This window comes from Akkermansia sp. KLE1798, from assembly GCF_001580195.1.
In the GTDB taxonomy this organism is placed as follows: domain Bacteria; phylum Verrucomicrobiota; class Verrucomicrobiia; order Verrucomicrobiales; family Akkermansiaceae; genus Akkermansia; species Akkermansia biwaensis.
Genome location: NZ_KQ971082.1, coordinates 1 through 20,410 on the forward strand (window position 1 = coordinate 1; position 20,410 = coordinate 20,410).

The window sequence follows — 20,410 nt, forward strand, 5'->3', positions numbered from 1 at the left end:
TAATCCCTGCCGGAGAAGAGGATTTCCCCCTGGCTTTCCGCTCCTTCGTTCAGATGGACGATGGATGTATTGCCATCATCGTCGATTTCAATAGGATCGTAGAAGGCAATCATTCGCCCCGCCGCCGCATTCAGGCATACGTCGGTATTTTTTCCGATGAGCATGGCGTTGGCGACGTTTTGTTCTGTGTTTTTGTTTCCAGCAAAAATAATATTGCCACCGTCCGCCGACAGCCTGACCTCGCTTCTCGCGGGATCATTCTCCCTGGCGTCAGGAGAACAATAAATGGCCCCCGCTCCCACCGATGAAGAATTCCCGAGGAAGAGGACGTCGCCATTAATGCCGGAAATCTCCAAAAGGCATTGTCTGGCTAGGAGCATCAACCCGCCGCTGCCATAGGCGGAATTATTTTCAAAAAGAATACCGCCCTGCACATTCGTTATCTTCATGGCTGCTACTCCACTAACCAATTCATGATTGGGCGGGTTCCATTGCTGACTTCCCGCCATGGAGAAAAAAATACCCATGTCGGATGTCTTGTTATTGGTTACCTTGATACCGCCGCTAATGCTGTCTATCGTGATGGATGACAACCCCAGACCGGTATTTACCGTCGCAAGAAGACCGGCATAACCAGCGGATCCCCCCTTTGTATTATCCGAGATTTCAATACCGTCACCAATGTTGCTCAGGTTGATTAGCGCATTGCTGATACCTTCTTCACGGGGAGAAACTCGGGCAACAAACCCCACTGAGACGAACATATCGCTTCGGTCTGTTGCAGAATTACGGCTGATTGACAACTTGCCGGAAACATCGGCAATCCGGATGGTGGCCTCCGTATCTCCGTCTGCTCGTTGACTCCAGACATAGACAAGCGATTCCTGTATTTTGCCTCCAGAGAAATCGCTGAAAGAGACGTCTCCGGAAACGTTCTCAATAGTAAAGCGAGCATCTCCCAAGTTTTGCAAACTGACGGGCCCCAGCCACGAAGCAGGCATCTCCGCACCTGCTCCCGAAAAACCCAAGTGCGACAGATTCGAGAACGAAAGGCTCAAAGACGAAGAACTTGTCGATTTCAATTGGAAGAAGGAGCCGTTGCCCTCTTCGTTTTCTTTCTGGACGAAATCGAGGGCATACACCCCCTGTCCATCGTAGTGAACAGCATATTCTTCCGTGATTTTTGTATCCTGAACTTGCGTTCCCGTTAAGATTGTATCTCCCGTTAAAGTGGTCTCGGCGGCGGATTTGGCGGCCAAAACCGCCGTCAGACATCCCAGGAGAATGAAAGGCAGATGTAACTTCATAGTATTTGATGGATGGATTGGTCCGATATGGTGAAAGAAAATTCTTCACCTTAGTATGTTTCCAAGCTAACGGATTTGGAATCCGAAGTCAATCTACAATTTTAAGGGAAAGGCTTTTAAAACAGATTTCTGCCACTTGTACGAACATCGCGGATGGGAGAGAGCAAGTCTCCCGCTTCCACGGATATAGTTATTCCCGATACATGGTCAAGGGGGGAATTCCGTTCCATTTTTTTCCGTCACAATCTTTGCAAGAGACGTGAATAACTTATTTCCAGCAGATTGCATTTATCAAAAAAAATGGAATGGATTCGTTGCCTTACCGGGATATGGAATACTGAACCAGCCGGAAAGAACCGGATTGTTCCCCCAAAGTAAACCTGTCGGATTCCAAATCCGCCGTACAAGAAAAAAACTCATAATTCTTTCATTCTCTATATGAAACAATACCAATAATAAAGACCGATACAGAAAAAAATCAGCAAAAAACAAAATAAGTATTTTTTAAGTAATTAATTATCAATTAATTTTAACAAAAAAAAGTGCGGCAGATTACTAAATCGTATTCATGTTTCCAAGCTCACACATTCTGTCCGTGACCGTTAATTTACTCGTTAACAAATTGTTCTCGCGGACGGCAGGGCTAGTCCTTGGCAAAACAGTACATGCGGCCGCATCCCCCTGTACATAGGATGTTTCCTCCGCGGCCACCGTCATGGGAAGCACGGCCTCCGGTAGATTGACTACCGAGACGGATTCGGATAAAGGGCCGGTTCTGAGCGCTTCCGCAGAAGGTTCAACGAGCATCCGCAAGGACAAGGGCGGCAACTTCATCCAGCCGGGCTTCGGCGACAACATGCGCGTCCCCGACTGAATCCTGCTCCGGGCCGAGGGCCAGGCGAAAGGCCGGAAAACCGTGATGTGACAGCCTCTTTTATTTCCCTTATCTTATCAAACGCACTCAACATGTTCAGAAATCCACCTATGCGGCCGACTCACTTATACGGCACGGTCAAAAAGCACCAACAAGCCATCGATTGCAGATTAAAAAATAGTGAATATCGATGTCCTTTCCCTGTTGCAGGTATGCGGAAAATGATAGAGCATAAAGACCTGGATGATATTGCAGGAATGGAAAAACAAAAAATAAATTATGTATAATATTAATAATCAATGCTTTTTATATTTTTAACTTTATATTGACTTGAGCCGCTATTTTTTATTCCGGGTTTTTCTGAAAGAAAGAAATCGCAAAACGGGTATAGTAGGGAATATGTTCAACCGTGTATTTTCATGGAATTTTATGGCCGCTGGATGTGTTGCGGGCGCATTCCCTGTATGATATCGTGGCCATTTGTCCCTCCGCTTTCATCCGGGACGGTTTGAGTAATACCTGGTTCAGTAGGGGAGAATGATATAAAAACGGCATTTCAAGGATTTTAAAAAGATGAAATCAAGCTTCATGATACTGAGCCTGACCCGCTGATTTGGGAGTCTCCATGTCTTGAAAAAGCGCTTCCGGGCATTCACATGGAAAATTGCTTTGGAAGAAAGCCTGAATTCATTCGAAAAAGAAAGACCATCAATTGATGAAACGATTACCACTGCTGCTCTGCATCCTGCTGACGGGACTTGTTACTTCCGCATTCGGCAAACTGGACGGCACTTACATGAATGAGGCCAGAATGACCCTGAAAACGCCTCATGCCGCATGGGATGAAAAAGGCGAGCTTCCCCATAAGAAAATACTTTTTATCATGCCGCAGACGGCCTCGCGCGAAATCATCGAGCTGGTGCAGCGTTTTCCGGGCTTTGAATATGAAGTGGTCCTTACAGCCACTGAAAAGAGCATCGGAGCGGATGATATTTACAACGATCCGATTGCGGGGCTGTCCACCGCCGACAAACTTCAGGAACTGGACGCCAAACTGGCAAGGGATTATGATCTGGTGGTCATGGCAAACGTGGATTTCTCGATCCTGCCGGACGAGCAAAAATTCCGCGTGATTTCCATGGTGGAGAACGGAACCGGCCTGGTCCGGATCCAATCCCGCGAACATTGGAATGAACTTAGGAAATTGCCTTATAAAAAACCGTATGCCAAGCCATTGCCCCGTCCGGATTGGGTTGCCGGAAGCAACGGCCTTCCCGGAACCAGGCCGGAAAATTTTGAATCGCGCATTTTCAACGCCTGGCAGTTTGGCCGCGGCCGGATCGTGGAAATCGATTATGGCTCGGGCTACCGGGACGGAGTGGGGCTGACTCCGTACTTCGACTACACTACGGACTGGTTCTTTCTCTATGAAACGTCGCAAGTTTTTCTAGCCCAGGTGCTTTATTACTCCAGCGGAGTGGAACTGCCGCCATTTTCGGTACGGCAGGACAAAGGCAAATTTGTCGTGGCCTCTCCAGAGAAAACCACCGTCGAGGGCCGCATCCGGCAGCCGGATAATTCCGTCATCCGGAACAGCCTCGATTTCACGGATCTTCCGGCGGGAAAATATACCGCGGACGTACTGGTCCGCCGGGATGGCAGGCTGGTCAACTTCGGCGCCTTTCCCTTTGCGGTGGAATCCGCTTTCGGCGCCGTATCTCTGGAAACGCCCAGGCTGGTTCGGGACCGCGCTCCCTTCTCCGCCACGTTGAAACTGGCTTCTCCCGCACAGGACGGTTATTCCGCCAAAGTGGAGCTGATGGACGCTCCCTACCGCCATGTATGGTTCAGCAAGACATTTCCTTTGGAGGCCGGGCGGAAAGAGATTCCGTTTGACCTTGAAAATTACCGGATGCCCACCATTGGCGGTTATCTGCGCTGTACCGTTTACGACGCCCGGGGCCATGCGGCACATGCCGAAAAACCGGTGGTTTTCCCGGATTATTCTCTGGAAGATTATCTCCAGCTTACCTGGGGCCAGGTCGGCTGCACCTTCAATCCGGCATTCGGGGAACGGATCATCGACCGCCTCGGCTGGAACGTATCGCTGCAATTTTTCAAAGAAGGAGACATTGAAAACGCCCTGCGGAATGAAAAACTGTGTCCGTATATCTGCCGGATCGGGTTGGAAGCAGGGCCGAACAATGAAACCAGAATATTGCGCAAGCTATGGTCCGAACGGAAGGAAAATATGGAGCAGCTGGACACCTTGAACGGCGACGAATCGTTCTACCATCCATTGGTCCGGAAACTTTGGAGCGACGATCTGCGACGCCAGGCGGAGTACCTGAAAGACCTGAGCCCTGTCCTGTACAACCTGGGCGATGAAAATCATTACACCTACGACGCCGGATTCGGAGAGTCGGATAAACAGCCGTTCGCCGATTTCCTGCGGCGGAAGTACCAGACCATTGAAAACCTGAACCTTGAATACGGAGCCTCCTATGCCGGCTTCGGGGAAGTGCCCCATCTCCGGCTGGAAGCGGCCAAAAATGAAGGCAATCTCGTCGCCTATAACGACCACCGGGAATATATTGAAAAAATGTATGTGGACATGCACCATTTCCTGGCTTCGGAAATCAAAAAGATTCATCCCGGAGCCCGGGTCGGCGCGGAAGGCTCCCCTCCCGGCAATCTCGAAGAAATGATCAAGGGACTGGACTTCTGGGGACCTTACAGCGGCATGCAGGAGAACGAGGCGCTGCGCGCCTTCGGGGCGGACCGGGTCCGGACCATCTGGTGGGGCGGCTACTGCGCGGAACGTTCATCCTATCCGTACAAACTTTGGGAACACCTGCTGCAGGGAGCGATCAACGGCCACGCCTGGTTCCTGATCAACCCCGCCCTCGGAGAAACCAGCCATTCCGGCGATCTTTCCGAGGCGGACTACCTGCGCCAATACATGCCCTATCTCGATGACCTGAGCCACGGCATCGCCCAGCTGCTGATCAAAACGCCGTTTCCGGATTCCGGCATCCTCTTCTACTACAGCCATACCTCGAATTCCGCCGCCCAGGCGGACAGCCGCTGTGTCACGCCGGATGCCAGCATGAATCCGCTGCTCCGGTATTGCTACCAGCGTGGGCTGGGCTTCAACTTTGTGTCTCCGAACACCCTGGAACGCCTGAAAAACGCCCGGCTTCTCTTCCTTTGCGGAACCTCCGCCTTGAGCGACAAAGAATGCGCGGCCATTCTGGATTTCGTCAAATCAGGCGGCACCGTACTGGCCGACGCCAATATCGCGATCCTGAACGAAAACCTGAAAAAACGCACCCGGAATCCCCTGGGGGAACTTTTCGGAGATCTCACGTTCGCCCAGGCGAAAGAGCTCGAAATCCAGCCCTATCAAAGCACAAACGGCACTTTGACTCTGGCGGGAGAAAAGGCACATGTCGTCCACGGCAATCCGGGCCTGCGGCTCCACAAAGTAGGCCAAGGAAACACCATTCTGCTGAATGCCTCGCTCTCCATTCTGGAAAATAATTCCCTGCCGGAATCCTCCCTGAACACGTTCCTCGACCAAATAGTGAAAAGCGCCGGCATCCGTCCTCCGGCCGTCATCCCGGATTTCAGCAACAACCTGATGGTCCGTCCGCGGCGGGCTGGAGAATTCGAACTGCTGGGCGCCCTCGTCCGGGAAAAGGACCTCGGCAAATCTTTCACCGCCGAACTGCCGAAAGAAAAATACATTTACGAATGCCGCAAAGGGCTAGTGGGGAAATCAGACCGGCTTGTCTTTAAATTCTCGGAAGCGCCGTTCCGCTGCTTTGCCCTCTTTGACCGGGAACAGCAGCCGCCCGTTGTAACCGCTCCGGCCCAGGTGGCAAAAGGCGCCCGGGCCCTGATCAAGATTTCCGGACCGGACAATCCATGGGAGCGCGCGTACCGGATTACGGTAACGGCCCCGGACGGCAAGGAAATTCTGCACCGCGGCAAAACCATCTACGGCAAGACGGAATATCCTCTGGATTTCGCCTTCAACGATCTGCCCGGCATCTACCGGATATCCATTGAAGACGCAGCTACAGGCTTGCACACTCAACACGAAATCGAGGTAAAATAGTCATGCAGAAAATCACCCTGACCGTACTGGCCGCCCTGGCCGGATTGTGCGCCACACTGCTGCACGCAGCGCCTTCCATTGAAAAGGAAGAAGAACAGCTTGACCGCAAGGGAACCGCCTTCCTCCTGACCCGCCATACCGTGAACCTGGGCAACGGAAAAATCAATTACCGCACCCTTACCCATCTCCATGACAACAAGCCGGTTCAGCAGGAATGGGGAGACTTCAGATTCGGCATTGAATACTGGCGGGCCCCCAATACTCCCGGAAGCTGGAGTCCCGTCAGTTTTCTTACCGTAGTCGGCCGGGACGGCAAAACACTGCTGGACCGGAAGGCCGCGGAAAAAATTGATGCCGTGGAAAACGGCAATATGGAAATGGCCGTATTCACGTTCCGCCCGGAAAACAGTGTTTTGGACGTCAGGATAGCGCAGTTCAAGGACCGCCCGGACTGGCTGTTCGTCAAGGTCGTTTATCCCGGACAACTGCATGAAGTTTGGGCATCGCCGGTTCACGGTTACGGGAAGCCGGAACTGGAATCACAATTCGCCCTGAAAGAAGGGGACGGGAAAAAACCATGCGGAAAACCGGACTGGATTCTGACAAAAACAACCGGGGGAAACGGAGTAATGAACTTCAACCGCTATGCTTATAGGGAGTTCGGCACGTTTATCGTATTTGAGAAAGAATCCCTTCAGCAGATCCGGATTCACGGCGACGATATCAAATTTGAACTGAAACCGAAGTCGGACAGCTTCAGTTTCGCCGTAAGCTGTTTTAAAGACCGGAATCCGGAGGAGGTCCGTCCGGAATTTTTCAACGTGACGGTTCCGGAAGTGGAAAACTTTCTGAAGTCCGTCGATTGGAATCCGGTCCCCGACCGGAAGACGTTTTCAAGGCTTGCGGATAAAATCCGGAAAAATATCTCCATCCTGAAAAGGAATGGCGGCCATGTGGCGGACTTCGAAAAGAAAATGAACGAGCTGGAAACCGATTTCGCCGAAGTGCCGAGTTTTGAAATTCTGGCCACCCTGCGCGAACTGAATACGCAAATCACCAACAAGTATCTTGAAAACCTGTAAGAACATGGTGTTCTTCCTGATGGAGGATATCAACACGCGCCTCGTTCTACGATAACCGGAAGGCAGTAAATCAAGGTGTTCCGCCACCGACAAGGATACCGGCTATGGGATCATTATCACTCTCCGGCGGATGTTCCCCGGCGCCATTGAAAAAGTATCCGGGAGAAATTTCCGAGGCGCAGGACTGGAAATTTTTCACCGGGCAGGAGGGAAAACAGTTTATATTCCGTTTGAAAAATAGGAGGAAAGCAGGAGAAGACGGTTGCCGCCGCTGCCCCTGCTGGACAAAGCCCCCGGAAAGAGCGCTGTTCATCTGCTCCGGTCCAGATTCAGGGCCGCAGATCAGTTCCATGGAAGGGCCGGCCCGTTCGACGCCGACGGCACTCCTCTGCCCGGCTGATTCCATGACAGATGGGGAAGCAGGGCCGGATACGTTCCCGCCGGCTTGGCGCCAGGTAAAACGATTCCGGGTGCGGCAAAAACTTGCGCCGCTCCTGTCCGCGTCAGGAAAATTCCGGGACTTCGCCCAGGGCAATGACAGTGGCGGCAGCGCTCAGGCGGGAATGGGTCATGGTCAGAAGCCAGCCTGTAATGCCCTGCTCCCGCGCCGTCACTCCGGCGGAGCCGTGCAGGAGGATGGACGGAGCTCCCGCATCATTGCGCACCACTTCCACATCCGTGAAGGCGCATTTTTCCCCGATTCCCGTTCCCAAGGCCTTCGCCACGGCTTCCTTGACCGCAAAACGGGCGGCGAGCCGCGGTACGGGGTCCGCGTGCTTCCGGCAGTAGGCCCATTCATCCTGCGTGCAGATGCGCAGGGCAAACGCCTCTCCGTTCTTCTGCAGGGCCTGGCGCACACGATCCAGGTCCGCCAGGTCCATTCCCAGTCCCACGATGCGGTTCATTTCCTTTAAAAACGGAAGGGATGAAGAAAAAAGCTCAGCTCAGGCGGTCGATCGCCTGGCGCATTTCCCGCACGGCCTGTTCCAGCCCCACAAACAGGGCGCGCGACACGATCGTATGGCCGATGTTCAGCTCATGCAGGTGAGGCACGCCGTTCATCAGCTGCTCCAGATTCTGGTAATTGATGCCGTGCCCGGCGTTCACCTGGAGGCCCAGGGAATGCGCCAGTTCCGCGGCGCGTTTCAGACGGGCCAGTTCCGCGGTGCGCTTTTTTCCGTCGTTGTTGGCAAAACACCCGGTGTGCAGCTCAATCATGGGTGCGCCGAGGCGCGCGGCGGCTTCCACCTGGGGCAGGTCCGGATCAATGAACAGGCTCACCTGAATGCCGTTGTCCGCCATCCTGTCCAGGGTGGGGGAAAGCTCCTTTTCATGGAATACGGCGTCCAAGCCGCCTTCCGTTGTGATTTCCTCCCGCTTTTCCGGGACCATGCAAATATAGTCCGGTTTCAGTTGGAGGGCAAAATCCACCATTTCCGGGGTGTTCCCCATCTCCAGATTCAGGGGAAGGGCCACGCTCTCCCGCACCCGCAGGGCGTCTGAGTCCTGCATGTGGCGGCGGTCGCCGCGGACGTGGATGGTGATGGAATCGGCTCCGCCCCTCTGCGCCGCATAAGCGGCGTCCAAAACGCTGGGTTCCACGTTGAAGGAATCAAGCATGGTCGCATAGCGGGCCTGCCTCAGCGTGGCGATGTGGTCTATATTTACACCTAGCAACATATGCGTCTTAAGACAAGGGAACGGAGCCGATCATTCAAATTAATGGAGGAAATGGCGGTGCCCGGTGAACACCATCGCGATGCCTGCGGCGTCCGCGGCGGCGATCACTTCCTCGTCCCGGATGGAACCGCCGGGCTGAATGCAGGCGGTGGCTCCGGCGTCAATGGCCACCTGGAGGCCGTCGGCAAACGGGAACATGGCGTCGGACGCCACAACGCTGCCCTTCAGGTCCAGGCCGGCCTGCCCCGCCTTCCATACGGCGATGCGGGCGGAATCCACGCGGCTCATCTGCCCAGCGCCGATTCCCAGCGTGCGGTCCGTGCCGCCGAAGACGATGGCGTTGGAATGCACCTGCTTGACGACGCGCCAGTTGAAGCGCATGGCCGTCAGTTCCTCTTCCGTCGGCGGACGCTTGGTCACCACCTTGGCTTCCAGGTTGTCCAGCCCCATCACGTCCGTATCCCGCTTCATGGTCATGAAGCCGCCGGGAGCGGAGCGGATGATGGGTTCCTGGCGGGACTTCATCCAGGCCTCCGTATTCATGCGGATAATGCGGCAGTTTTTCTTCTTCTGCAGAATGGCGCGAGCTTCCGCGTCGTATTCCGGGGCAATGATCACGTCCGTGAAAATGGCGCTCAGCACGCGGGCCAGCCCTTCCGTCATCGGACGGTTGATCACGATCACGCCGCCGAAGGGAGCCTGGGTGTCCGTTTCAAAAGCCTTCTGCCAGGCGTTGCGCAGGTCCTCGTCGTCCTGGCCCACGCCGCAGGGATTCGTGTGCTTCAGGATGCCCACGGTAGGGCGGCGGAACTGGGTGATCAGCTCCGCGGCGCCTTCGATGTCCAGCACGTTCGTGTAGGAAAGCTCCTTGCCCTGGAGCTGGTGGAAAATGTCCCCGAAACTTCCGTACAGGCTGGCTTCCTGGTGGGGATTGTCGCCGTAGCGCAGTTCCTGGTACAGGGGAGCGCAGATGCAGAAGCTGCCCTTGGTGCTTTCCGCGCTCTGGTGGCCCAGGTAATTGGTGATGGCGTTGTCGTAATTGGACGTGCGCATGAACACCTTCACCGCCAGGTTCTCGCGGGTCTTGAGGGTCGTGTCCCCCTTGTGGGTCTGCATTTCATCCAGAATGCGGGGATAATCCGCGGGATCGGAAACCACCGTGACGGAAGCGTAATTCTTGGCGGCGGAGCGGAGCATGGACGGACCGCCGATGTCGATCTTTTCAATGGCTTCCTCCAGCGTCACGTCCGGCCTGGCTACCGTTTCTTCAAAGGGGTACAGGTTCACGCAGACCAGGTCGATGGGCTTGATGCCGTTTTCCTTCGCCTGGCGGACGTGCTCCTCATTGTCGCGGCGGTGCAGCAGGCCGCCGTGCACCATCGGGTGCAGGGTCTTGAGACGGCCTTCAAACAATTCCGGTTCCCCGGTGTAATCGGAAATTTCAATCACCGGAAGCCCCAGGCTCTTGAGGAAAGCGGCGGTGCCGCCGGTGGAAATCAACTCTACTCCAAACTCGTGCAGGCCCTTGGCAAACTCCTCCAGGCCGGTTTTGTCGGAAACGGATATCAATGCGCGCTGAATAGCCATAAGATCAAATATCTGTAAATGAAACCGCTGCGGACTCTCCCCGACGGGAGCGGACGCGACAGGTGCGGTTCCTTTCCCTACATACTAGCGCTCCGTGAAGCAAGCGCAATGTCACGCATCATGACACCCTTCTGCATTTTTCATCCGGAAACGGAAAAAAAACTCCCTTTTTATCGCTCTTGTCTTGACATTGGGCCGAATACTTACTAATTCAACCGCTCACAAATAACCATTTCTTTTTAGCCATGGCAACGATGGAAGTAATTCTCGCAACAAAAATTGAAGGACTCGGCGCGGAAGCCGACCTGGTGACCGTTAAGGCTGGCTATGGCCGCAACTATCTCATCCCTCAGGGTCTTGCCCACGAAGCAACGGCTTCCAACCGCCGTTTCATCGCCAATCTTCAAGCCGCCCGCGCCAAGCGCGAAGCGGAAGAACTCAGCGCTGCCCAGGAAGTGGCCGCTAAGATCAACGGATTGACCGTGGACCTCGTCCTCGAAGTGGGCCAGGGCGGCAAGGCGTTCGGCGCCATCACCAACCAGAACATTCACGAAGCCCTCACCGCACAGGGCGTGGAAGTGGACCGCCGCGCGATCGAACTTGAAAAGCCGATCAAGAGCGAAGGCGAGCACGCCGTCGTGATCAAGGTTCATCCCCAGGTGGAAGCCACCCTGAAGGTGGTCGTCAAGGAAAACGCCTAAGCGGCGACATCTCCTTTCCTTTTTCCGGAAGGCCCGGTTCCTCGCTTGGGAACCGGGCCTTTTTGTCACTTATTTTACTTTCCTTCCCCGTAAAAACAGGGCATCATACGGCCCGTTGGGTGTCACTCGACATCATGCGCGGAACCGTTCCACCACCCCTACCGACATCAACGGCATGATTCGACTTTATCGTCAAACCCCGGAAGGCATTGAGCGCACCACCCAGGTGGATGCGGAAGCACAGTACTTTGACAGCATCTTCTGGATTGACCTCCTCACGCCGGAACCCGGGGAAATCAAATTCGTGGAACGCCTCTGCGGCCTGGAGATGCCCACCTACGATGAAATGCGGGAAATTGAGGCCACCAGCCGCCTGTACACGGAAGACGGCGCCCGCTTCATGACCACCACGGTTCTCAGCCGGGTGGATACGGAATCCCCCTCCCTTTCGGAAATCACCTTCGTCCTCATGGGGGCCAAGATCATCACCATCCGACATTCCGACTCCTACTCCTTCCGGGTCTTCTCCCACCAGCTCCTGCGCCAGAAGCAGATCAGCCGCGACCAGGTCTTCACCGGGCTGCTGGAAACCATCGTGGACCGCCAGGCGGACGTGCTGGAACGCTTCGGGGCGGAACTGGACCGCCTCTCCAAAAACATCTTCCGCAGGGACGAACCGGAAATCAAATCCAACAAAAGGGCCCCTGTTTCCAGCGCTCTGCGCCTCATCCTCCAGGACCTCGGCAGGGTGGGCGACCTCCTGACCCGCCAGCGCGACTGCCTGGTCAACCTTCTGCGCCTGCTCACCTACGCCAGCAATGAAGAAGCCCTGGACGACACCAACTCCACCCTGTACATCAAGCTGCGTCCCCTGAGCCGCGACGTCACCTCCCTTTCCGAATACGCCAACTTCCTGTCCAGCAACGTCAACTTCATGCTGGACGCCGTTCTGGGGCTCATCAACATTGAGCAGAACGAAATCGTAAAAATCTTCACCGTGGCGGCCGTGGTCTTCATGCCCCCCACGCTGATCGCCAGCATTTACGGGATGAACTTCTCCAACATGCCCGGCCTGGAATACGAATACGGCTACTACATCTCCCTGGCGGTCATGCTCGTTTCCATCATTCTCCCCCTGATCTACTTCAGGAGCAGGCGCCTGCTTTGAACCGGCCCCTTCCCCCTTTCCGCATCAATCATCTCTACCGTTGCATTACTGATATGGACTCCAAAATCACCCGCCTGATTGAACAGGCATCCGTCATCGTCGGTGCGCTTCCCTACCTCCAGGCCTACCGGGACAAAACCTTCCTGATCAAATTCGGCGGCAGCGCCATGGACGACCCCCGCCTGGTCAAAAAGCTCATGAGGGACATCGTGCTGCTGGAGGTGCTGGGCTTCAACCCCGTCATTGTCCACGGAGGCGGAAAGGCCATTTCCAAGGCCATGATGGAAGCCGGTCTGGAAGCCCGCTTCATCAACGGCCTGCGCGTGACGACCCCGGAAGCCATATCCATTGTGGAACGCACTCTTTCCGGCACCATCAACCCCGGCCTGGTCCAAATGTTCCGCGACTTCGGCGGAAAAGGGGTGGGCATCCCCGGAACGGAAATCTTCGTCGGAGAGCGCATTCAGGAGAAGGATGAACAGGGCAACCCCGTGGACATCGGGGAAGTGGGCACCGTCATCGGCTGCCTCACGGAACGCGTCACGGAAGCTCTGGAACTGCAAATCACCCCCATCGTCTCCCCTCTGGCCAAGGAACTGGGCACCCACAAGCCGCTCAACGTGAACGCGGACCTGGCCGCAGCCGCCCTTGCCAGGGAACTCAAGCCGGTCAAGCTCATCTACATTTCAGACGTCCCCGGCATCATGAAGGACCCCTCCGACCCTTCCACCCTCATCAAATCCGTCACACGGTCCGAAGCCCTTGAACTCATCGAAAACGGCACCGTTTCCGGCGGCATGATCCCGAAAATCCATTCCGCCATCGACGCCCTCAACGCGGGCGTGCGGAAAGTCCACTTCATTGACGGGCGCCTGCCCCACACCCTGCTGCTGGAAATCTTCACTCCGGACGGCATCGGCACGGAAGTTATCCGGGAACAGCGCTAAAAGCACCCCGCCATGAACAAGCTTCTCTGCACTGCCGCAGCGCTCCTGCTGGCTTCCTGCGCTTCTCACCGGGCTGAAATCACGGGGTGCTGGGTTCAGCCCGTTCCCGGCCAGCCCGGCGCCATGCAGGGCATCCGGCTCCTGCCCGGCGGCAAGGCGGAATCCGTCAACATGCACACGCTGGTTTACACGGGATGGAGCCGGAACGGCAACATCCTTACCCTCCGTGGGAAAAGCATCGGCAATAAAAACAGCGCTGCCTTCACCTCGCGGGCCGTCATCACCAGCTTGACGGATGGAAAGCTGGAACTGGAAACGGACGGCCAAAAAGACGCCTACACCCGCGTCAAGCCCTAGGCCCGCACGAAGACGGACCGCCCAAGACGCAGTGGAACAGCTACTCGTCCTCCAGCAGGGACTTGTTGGCGGCCTTCGCCAGTTCGCAATTCGGGCACTTGTTGATCAGCCGGTCCACCAGGGCCTCAATCCGGGCGTCTTTCGCCATCAGCTGCTCGTCTTTCTTCTTGAGCAGGTTCAGCGTATAATTCACCGCAATCGTCAAAATTCCCAGGCCGCCAATGGCTCCGGCGGAGGAAACGGCGGTGTCCGCGGAAACATTGCTGAGGATGGTTGTACAGCCGCCTATTGAAAACAGGCACTTTGCTAAGGAAAAATTCATCATGAGCCCCGTCTAACAAACAAAAGACTGTGGCGCATCAAGTCCAACCCGTTTACTTCCAGCAGGCTTCATCCTGAAAACATTTCCGGATTAAAAAAAAACTCCCGGACCGGGCACCATGCGGCATGCGGAAAGGCCCTCATCCTTCCGTACGGAATCATCAACTGCGGCGGCAATTCCCGGCCCCCGCACACATGTACAAAAAAATAATCCCTTCCCATGTTGCCGCACTTCCTTCTTCGGCTTTCCGGCATTTGTGCTAAAGTAACGCCAATCTGCCCAATCCGGGGCATTTCACCACCATTCCACCCATAGAAAGACACAGAAACCATGCATATGGCGGACGGCTTCGTTTCACCGGCGGTAGGCTGCACCATGTGGGCGGCCACAGCGGCCATCACCGTACTCTGCGCACGCAGGATCAAGCAGGAAAAGGAAGCTCGGCTCGTCCCGCTCATGGGCGTGCTGGGAGCCTTCATCTTTGCCTGCCAGATGCTGAACTTCACCATTCCGGGCACCGGGTCCAGCGGGCACCTGGGCGGCGGCCTCATTCTGGCCATCCTGCTCGGCCCCTATGCAGGCTTCCTGGTCATGGCGGCCATTCTGGCCGTCCAGGCCCTCTTCTTTGCGGACGGCGGCCTGCTGGCGCTGGGCTGCAACATCTTCAACCTGGGCTTCTTCTCCTGCCTGGTGGCCTACCCCTTCATTTACAAGCCGCTGGCGGGTGGCAGCCCCGGCACGGGCCGCATCACGCTGGCAAGCATCACGGCTGCCGTCATCGGGCTCCAGCTGGGGGCCTTCTCCGTCGTTCTGGAAACTACGGCCTCCGGCATCTCCGCCCTGCCCTTCGCCCAGTTCGTGGAACTGATGCTGCCCATCCACCTGGCCATCGGCGTGGTGGAAGGGCTTGCCACGGCCGCCGTGGTCATCTTCATCAGCAAGGCGCAGCCCTCCCTGCTGCGTCCTGCCGGACTTGAACATGGAACTCCCAAAAAGGCGTCCTTCACCGTCCTGGGCATCTTTGCGGTAGCCGCCCTTCTCTGCGGCGCGGCCCTCTCCTGGTTCGCCTCCGCCTACCCGGACGGCCTGGAATGGTCCGTGGCCGGAGTCACGGGCTCCGAAGAAACGAGCCTGGCGGAACCCTCCGCCATCCACCGAAATCTGGAATCCGTACAGACGGCCACAGCCATCATGCCGGACTACGCCCTGCCCGCCGCGGAAGAAACGGTCCCGGACACGGAGCCCGCCCCCCTCGTCAATCCTGAAACGAGCCTGGCCGGCATCCTGGGCAGCGCCATCATCGCGGCGCTGATCTTCCTGGCCGGATTCCTCTTCGGCAGAAAACCGCACGAAGACCGCCCCCGCTGATTCCTCCATGCCCCTCTTCACGGACGCCGCGCGGCAATTCCGCCAAATGGACCGGTTTTCCTGCGGAAACACCGGATTCCACCGTCTGGACGCCCGCATCAAGATAGGAGCCTTCATCGTCTTCCAAATCTGCGTCCTCTCCTGGCCGCCGCAGGAAATCACGGGGCTGCTCCCCTTCTTCCTGTTCCCCGTATGCGTCATCCGCATGGCGGGGCTCCCCCTCGGCTACCTGCTGAAACGGACACTGTGGCTCCTGCCCGTCGCCGTCATGATCGGGATATTCAATCCCCTGGTGGACAGGGCGCCCGCGGGGGAATGGTTCGGCATTCCCGTCACGCGGGGCATGATCTCCTTCATCTCCATCATCCTGCGGTGCATGCTGACCATTCTGGCGGCCTTCACCCTGCTGGCCTCCACCGGCTTCGCCCCGCTGTGCCGCGGCCTCCGGCAGCTCGGCGTGCCGCGCATCCTGATCACCCTGCTGGCCTTTTTGTACAGGTATGCCTTCATTCTGGTGGACGAATTCCAGAACACGCTCCTGGCCTTCCGTTCCCGGCGCGGCTCCTCCGGCGCCGTCCCGCTGTCCATATGGGGGGCCATGACGGGACAGCTCCTGCTGCGTGCGTTCGGCCGGGCGGAACGCATTTACCAGGCCGTCCAGTGCAGGGGCGGGGAAGATCCCGAATTCTCTTCCGTTCCCGGCGTCATCACGGCGCGGGGAGTCATGGGCGGCCTCCTCTTCTGCCTCTTCGCCATCCTTTTCCGCTGCGTTAACGTCACCATGCTGGCGGGCCAGTTCACCCGCAATCTCATCTCATGAGCCACCATCTTGTAGAAACCATCGACCTGTGCTTCAGCTATCCGGACTCTCCCCCGGCCCTGAACGGCGTCACCATGCGCATCACGCACGGAGAATCCGTCGCCCTCGTCGGAGGAAACGGGGCGGGAAAATCCACCTTGCTGCTCCATCTCAATGGCCTGCTGACGCCCTCCTCCGGGCAGGTGCGCGTGGGGGACATCCCCGTGACACCTAAAACGGCCGCCCGCGTCCGGGAAAGCGTGGGCATGGTGTTCCAGCAGGCGGACGACCAGCTTTTCATGCCCACGGTCCGGGAAGACGTGGCGTTCGGCCCTCTGAACATGGGGCTCCCGCAGGAGGAAATAGACCGCCGCGTGGCCCAGGCCCTGCGGGACGTGAATGCCGCCGCCCTGGCGGACAAAATGACGCACCACCTTTCCGGGGGGGAAAAACGCGCCGTCTCCATCGCCACCGTCCTTTCCATGAGCCCGGACATCCTCGTCCTGGACGAGCCCAGCGCCAATCTGGACCCGGCCTCCCGCCGCACGCTCATCAACCTGCTGCGCCGGTTCTCCCACACCAAAATCATCGCCACCCACGATCTGGACATGGTCATGGACCTGTGCACCCGCTGCATCGTCATGAAAGACGGCTCCATCCTGGCGGATGCTCCCGTGCCGGACATCTTTGCGGACTGTGCCCTGCTGGAGGAAGCCCGCCTGGAACAGCCCCTCAGCTACCGTCTGAGACACTGCGGCAGGTAAAAGGAAAATATCCCCACACTGTGTTCCGGGCTGCCGCCATTCCGGTCCCGTCCGGGAAATTTACCCTGCAAATTCGGAATCCGTACGATGTGGGCTGACATGCCTTCAGCCCTGGATATTCCAAAAACCGGACACCTGCAATCCAATGGTTTGCACCGCCTGACCTGCACCTTTCAAACGGATGACGATCGTCGCGAAGTCTGGGCGGAACTGGAAGAACAGGCCTGCCGGGCCTGGGAGGACTCGCCCGCCAGGGGAGATGCGTGGACGCGCCTGCTCATCTTTGAGATGATGCGCATCGGCGGCGAATTCAGAATCAACGCTCCGGTGAGCCTCACCCTGCTCCGGAATCTGGAAAACTTCACGGAGGCATTCATCAAATGGTACCCGGACAAGCTCCATCCCGTCACGCTGACTCCCGAACAGATCATTGACGATAGCCAGGACCCGGTGGACGACTCCGCCCTCGTCTGCTTCTCCGGAGGGCTGGATGCGGCCTTCTCCGCCTACAGGCACACCTCCGGCCAGGCGGGAAGAAATACGCTGAACATCAAGGCAGGCTTCCTGGGAGCGGGCCTGGACGTTCCGCTCACCAAAAAACAGGTCCTGCTGGGGGTGGAGGAAAACGCCCGCCTCATGCTGAAGGACCTCGGCATCGACAAGCTGTACGTTATCCGCTGCAATTACCAGCACATCTTTCTCGAGCACTCCGCACTGTGGGGAGAACTGAGCCATCTTGCCGTTCTCGCCGGGCTGGCGTCCTTCCTGGCCCCTTCCGGCTACCGCAACCTCATCGCGGGAAGCTCGGCTCCCTACGACACCCTGACTATTCCCTGGGGCAGCCAGCCCATCACGGACCACCTTCTTTCCCAGCGGCAATTCCGGGTTTACCCGGACGGCCACGGCTTTTCCCGCACGGAAAAGGCGGAAAAACTTAAAGGCTGGCCCTTCGGCGTGTCCCGCCTCCGGGTATGCTGGGAAAATCCCCAGCCGGGCGGGAAAAACTGCGGCCATTGTGAAAAATGCAAACGCACCATCTTGAACTTCAAGGCCTGCGGAGCGGAATACCTGCTGGAAGGCTGCATGCCGTCCGTGGAACTATCCTCCAGGGATATCCGCTCCATTGACCTGGCCACGCCGTCCCTGCGCCACGCCTACCAAACCCTTCTCCAATTCTGCCGGCAGCGCCATCTGTCGGAGCCCTGGGTAAAGGACGTGGAATTCCTGCTTACCTACAGAAAACCGGCTCTCTGGCACCTGTGCCGGAAGAGAAGGACAACACGGAAACTCTACCGCATCTTCTTCGGACGGCAGAACTGGAAGCTGAACTGAGCGCACCCGGCCTCACACGAACTCCAGCCGCGCGTCCGGCAGAGACTTGATGAACCTCGCCCCGTACCTCTTGGTGGCCACGCGGGGATCCAGAATCACCACCATCCCGGAATCGTTCTTCGTGCGTATCAGCCGCCCCACGCCCTGCCTCAGCTTCAGAATAGCCACGGGCACGGAATACTCGTAAAACGGATTCCCGCCGCGCGCCTTGATGCTCTCAAAGCGGGACTCCACCAGAGGATGGTCGGGCACTTCGAACGGCAGGCGCGTCACGATCACGTTGGAAAGCGCCTCTCCCGGCACGTCCACCCCCGTCCAGAAGCTGTCCGTGCCGAACAGCACGCTGTTCACGTCCTTCCTGAACGCCTCCAGCATGGCGTGCCGCTGCATCTCCTGCCCCTGAACGTACAGATTCCATCCCTGCTCCTCACAAAACGGGCGCACCTTCTCCGCCGCCTGCACCATCAGGCGGTAGCTCGTGAAAAGCACGAAAGCCCTGCCCTTGGACTCCGCCAGATACCTCTTGATCCATTCGGGCAGCACTTCCGCGTACTCCGGCTGGTCCGGCTCCGGCATGGAGCGGGCCACGATCAGGCGCATCTGCTCCCGGTAATTGAACGGACTGCCTATCTGAAGCTTCCGGACATTTTCCGCGCCTACGCGCCCGGCAAAATAGCTCATGTCCGCATCCCCCGTCCCCAGCGTGGCGGAGGTCAGAATGGCGGCGCGGCCGGCGGAAAACAGGCGCTCCCTCAGGATTTCCCCCACTTCCACGGGGGCGGAGCACACGCTCAGGTTCCTGCCCTCCGGTCCGGACTTCTCCGCCCAGTACACGTGCTCCTCCTCCGTCATGTCCATCAGCACTTTCAGGGAGGCCTGCGCCTCCTCCATGCGGGCGGCCATGTCCGCCAGTTCATCCTTCACGGAGACATTCTCCTCCTGTTTCAGGGCTTCCCGCTTCAACTCCCCGACCAATTCGGCCAGAGGAAGGGAAAGCATGTCCTGCGACCATTCCGGCTGTAAAATGCGGACAATCTTGCCGTTCCCAGCAAAGCCCAGGTCATCCCGGGCATTCTGGAAAAACAGGCCGGAAGCGTCCAGCACCTCCTCCACCCTCTGGAACAGGGCGGGATTGTTCAGCGGCTTCAGCAGGCCTTTCTTCGTGCGTGGATTGTACATCCTCAGCAGTTCGTAATTCAAATGGGATTCCGACAACTGCACGCCAAGCTGCCGGGCGGCGATGTTCTCAATCATGTGGGCCTCGTCCAGAATCACGAAATCCCCGGGAAAAACGAATCCCGCCTCCTCGGACTCCTCCGCCTGCGCCATCAGGCCGAAAAACAGCGTATGGTTCAGAACCACCACCTTGGCGTCCAGCACCCTCTTGCGGGCCACCTGGTACGGGCAGGAGGGCCCGCAGTTGCGCATGCTGCACGCGTGCGGCTCGCTGCACACCATGGCCCACACCTTGGGGGAGGGCCTGAACGTCATGTCGCTCAGGGTACCGTCCTGCGTCCGGAGGGCCCAGTCCTGAATGCGCTTCAACTCCGCGGCCTCCGTCTGCGTAAACAGGGAATCCATCTGCCCCAGGGCGCGTCTCAGCCGGGAGTGGCACAGGTAATTCTGCCTGCCTTTCAGCAGGGCGGCGGAAAAATCAATCCCCAGGGCGGCGCGCAGAAGCGGAATATCCTTATTGAACAACTGCTCCTGCAAATTGATCGTGTGCGTGGAAACAACGGCTTTCCGCTCAAAATCCAGCGCAAACTTCACGGCGGGCAGCAAATAGCCCAGGGACTTGCCCACGCCCGTTCCGGCCTCCACCAGCAGGGGGGCGTCCACCTGGAGCGCCCGTGCAACGGCAAGGGCCATGTTCTGCTGTTCCGCCCGGTATTCAAAATCCCTGGCGCGGGAAAACAGGCCGTCCTCCGCGAATGCCCGCCGGACATACGCTTCAAAGGCGCTAACGCCGCAATCCTCACCTGCACCGGCGCCGTTCATA

Annotated in this window: 17 protein-coding genes and 1 pseudogene; 11 read left to right on the forward strand and 7 right to left on the reverse strand. The window is 57.4% G+C overall.

The annotated features are described in order from the left end of the window. Positions 1–1,307, reverse strand: a pseudogene (locus tag HMPREF3039_RS06620) (hypothetical protein); the annotation flags it as partial. A gap of 739 nt (positions 1,308–2,046) precedes the next feature. Between HMPREF3039_RS06620 and HMPREF3039_RS14480 the strand changes: the two are divergent. From HMPREF3039_RS14480 to HMPREF3039_RS06630, 3 genes are all read left to right on the forward strand, one after another. Next, entirely contained in the window at positions 2,047–2,181 is a 135-nt protein-coding gene (locus tag HMPREF3039_RS14480; protein WP_167506760.1) for a phosphoenolpyruvate carboxykinase (GTP), read from the forward strand. Between the two features lie 715 nt (positions 2,182–2,896). Next, positions 2,897–6,304 carry an alpha-amylase family protein gene (locus HMPREF3039_RS06625; protein WP_067570091.1) on the forward strand — a complete coding sequence of 1,136 codons (3,408 nt, stop codon included), beginning with the start codon at positions 2,897–2,899 and terminating at the stop codon, positions 6,302–6,304. 2 nt (positions 6,305–6,306) lie between these two features. Beyond that, a complete protein-coding gene (locus HMPREF3039_RS06630) occupies positions 6,307–7,386 on the forward strand; it encodes a hypothetical protein (protein ID WP_067570092.1) in 1,080 nt (359 codons plus the stop codon). 70 nt (positions 7,387–7,456) lie between these two features. On the opposite strand, the gene HMPREF3039_RS06635 is transcribed toward HMPREF3039_RS06630, so the two are convergent. From HMPREF3039_RS06635 to purH, 4 genes are all read right to left on the reverse strand, one after another. Continuing rightward, positions 7,457–7,738 (reverse strand): hypothetical protein, encoded by a 282-nt coding sequence (locus tag HMPREF3039_RS06635; protein WP_147549779.1) that lies wholly within the window; start codon positions 7,736–7,738, stop codon positions 7,457–7,459. A 151-nt stretch (positions 7,739–7,889) separates the two neighbouring features. Beyond that, positions 7,890–8,291 carry a holo-ACP synthase gene (gene acpS, locus HMPREF3039_RS06640; RefSeq protein ID WP_067570094.1) on the reverse strand — a complete coding sequence of 134 codons (402 nt, stop codon included), beginning with the start codon at positions 8,289–8,291 and terminating at the stop codon, positions 7,890–7,892. Between the two features lie 34 nt (positions 8,292–8,325). Next, positions 8,326–9,066: a pyridoxine 5'-phosphate synthase gene (locus HMPREF3039_RS06645; RefSeq protein WP_067570097.1), complete on the reverse strand. Its 741-nt coding sequence runs from the start codon at positions 9,064–9,066 to the stop codon at positions 8,326–8,328. A 39-nt stretch (positions 9,067–9,105) separates the two neighbouring features. Continuing rightward, the gene (purH, locus tag HMPREF3039_RS06650) at positions 9,106–10,653 is read right to left on the reverse strand and encodes a bifunctional phosphoribosylaminoimidazolecarboxamide formyltransferase/IMP cyclohydrolase (protein WP_231863868.1); all 1,548 of its coding nucleotides are present in this window, start codon (positions 10,651–10,653) and stop codon (positions 9,106–9,108) included. 254 nt (positions 10,654–10,907) lie between these two features. On the opposite strand from purH, the gene rplI reads away from it, so the two are divergent. From rplI to HMPREF3039_RS06670, 4 genes are all read left to right on the forward strand, one after another. Continuing rightward, positions 10,908–11,354 carry a 50S ribosomal protein L9 gene (gene rplI, locus HMPREF3039_RS06655; RefSeq protein WP_067570099.1) on the forward strand — a complete coding sequence of 149 codons (447 nt, stop codon included), beginning with the start codon at positions 10,908–10,910 and terminating at the stop codon, positions 11,352–11,354. 175 nt (positions 11,355–11,529) lie between these two features. After that, positions 11,530–12,522 (forward strand): magnesium transporter CorA family protein, encoded by a 993-nt coding sequence (locus HMPREF3039_RS06660; protein WP_067570101.1) that lies wholly within the window; start codon positions 11,530–11,532, stop codon positions 12,520–12,522. A gap of 53 nt (positions 12,523–12,575) precedes the next feature. Then, positions 12,576–13,469 carry an acetylglutamate kinase gene (argB, locus tag HMPREF3039_RS06665; protein ID WP_067570103.1) on the forward strand — a complete coding sequence of 298 codons (894 nt, stop codon included), beginning with the start codon at positions 12,576–12,578 and terminating at the stop codon, positions 13,467–13,469. A gap of 12 nt (positions 13,470–13,481) precedes the next feature. After that, on the forward strand, positions 13,482–13,826 hold the full coding sequence (locus HMPREF3039_RS06670) for a lipocalin-like domain-containing protein (RefSeq protein ID WP_067570105.1): 345 nt from the start codon (positions 13,482–13,484) through the stop codon (positions 13,824–13,826). Positions 13,827–13,866: 40 nt separating this feature from the next. On the opposite strand, the gene HMPREF3039_RS06675 is transcribed toward HMPREF3039_RS06670, so the two are convergent. Continuing rightward, entirely contained in the window at positions 13,867–14,151 is a 285-nt protein-coding gene (locus HMPREF3039_RS06675) for a hypothetical protein (RefSeq protein WP_067570107.1), read from the reverse strand. A gap of 327 nt (positions 14,152–14,478) precedes the next feature. On the opposite strand from HMPREF3039_RS06675, the gene HMPREF3039_RS06685 reads away from it, so the two are divergent. From HMPREF3039_RS06685 to HMPREF3039_RS06700, 4 genes are all read left to right on the forward strand, one after another. Continuing rightward, positions 14,479–15,516, forward strand: a complete 1,038-nt coding sequence (locus tag HMPREF3039_RS06685; protein WP_067570111.1) for an energy-coupling factor ABC transporter permease — start codon at positions 14,479–14,481, stop codon at positions 15,514–15,516. Positions 15,517–15,523: 7 nt separating this feature from the next. After that, complete coding sequence (gene cbiQ / locus HMPREF3039_RS06690; protein ID WP_067570113.1) at positions 15,524–16,336, forward strand: cobalt ECF transporter T component CbiQ; 813 nt, start codon at positions 15,524–15,526, stop codon at positions 16,334–16,336. Continuing rightward, positions 16,333–17,079, forward strand: a complete 747-nt coding sequence (locus HMPREF3039_RS06695; RefSeq protein ID WP_067570115.1) for an energy-coupling factor ABC transporter ATP-binding protein — start codon at positions 16,333–16,335, stop codon at positions 17,077–17,079. The genes cbiQ and HMPREF3039_RS06695 overlap by 4 nt, the downstream gene beginning before the upstream one ends. Before the next feature lie 99 nt (positions 17,080–17,178). Further along, positions 17,179–18,411, forward strand: a complete 1,233-nt coding sequence (locus tag HMPREF3039_RS06700) for a hypothetical protein (RefSeq protein WP_147549782.1) — start codon at positions 17,179–17,181, stop codon at positions 18,409–18,411. 12 nt (positions 18,412–18,423) lie between these two features. Here HMPREF3039_RS06700 and HMPREF3039_RS06705 read toward each other — a convergent pair whose 3' ends face one another. Beyond that, positions 18,424–20,409, reverse strand: coding sequence for an ATP-dependent DNA helicase (locus HMPREF3039_RS06705; RefSeq protein WP_067570119.1), 1,986 nt, complete (start codon positions 20,407–20,409; stop codon positions 18,424–18,426). Between the last annotated feature and the right edge of the window lies 1 nt (position 20,410).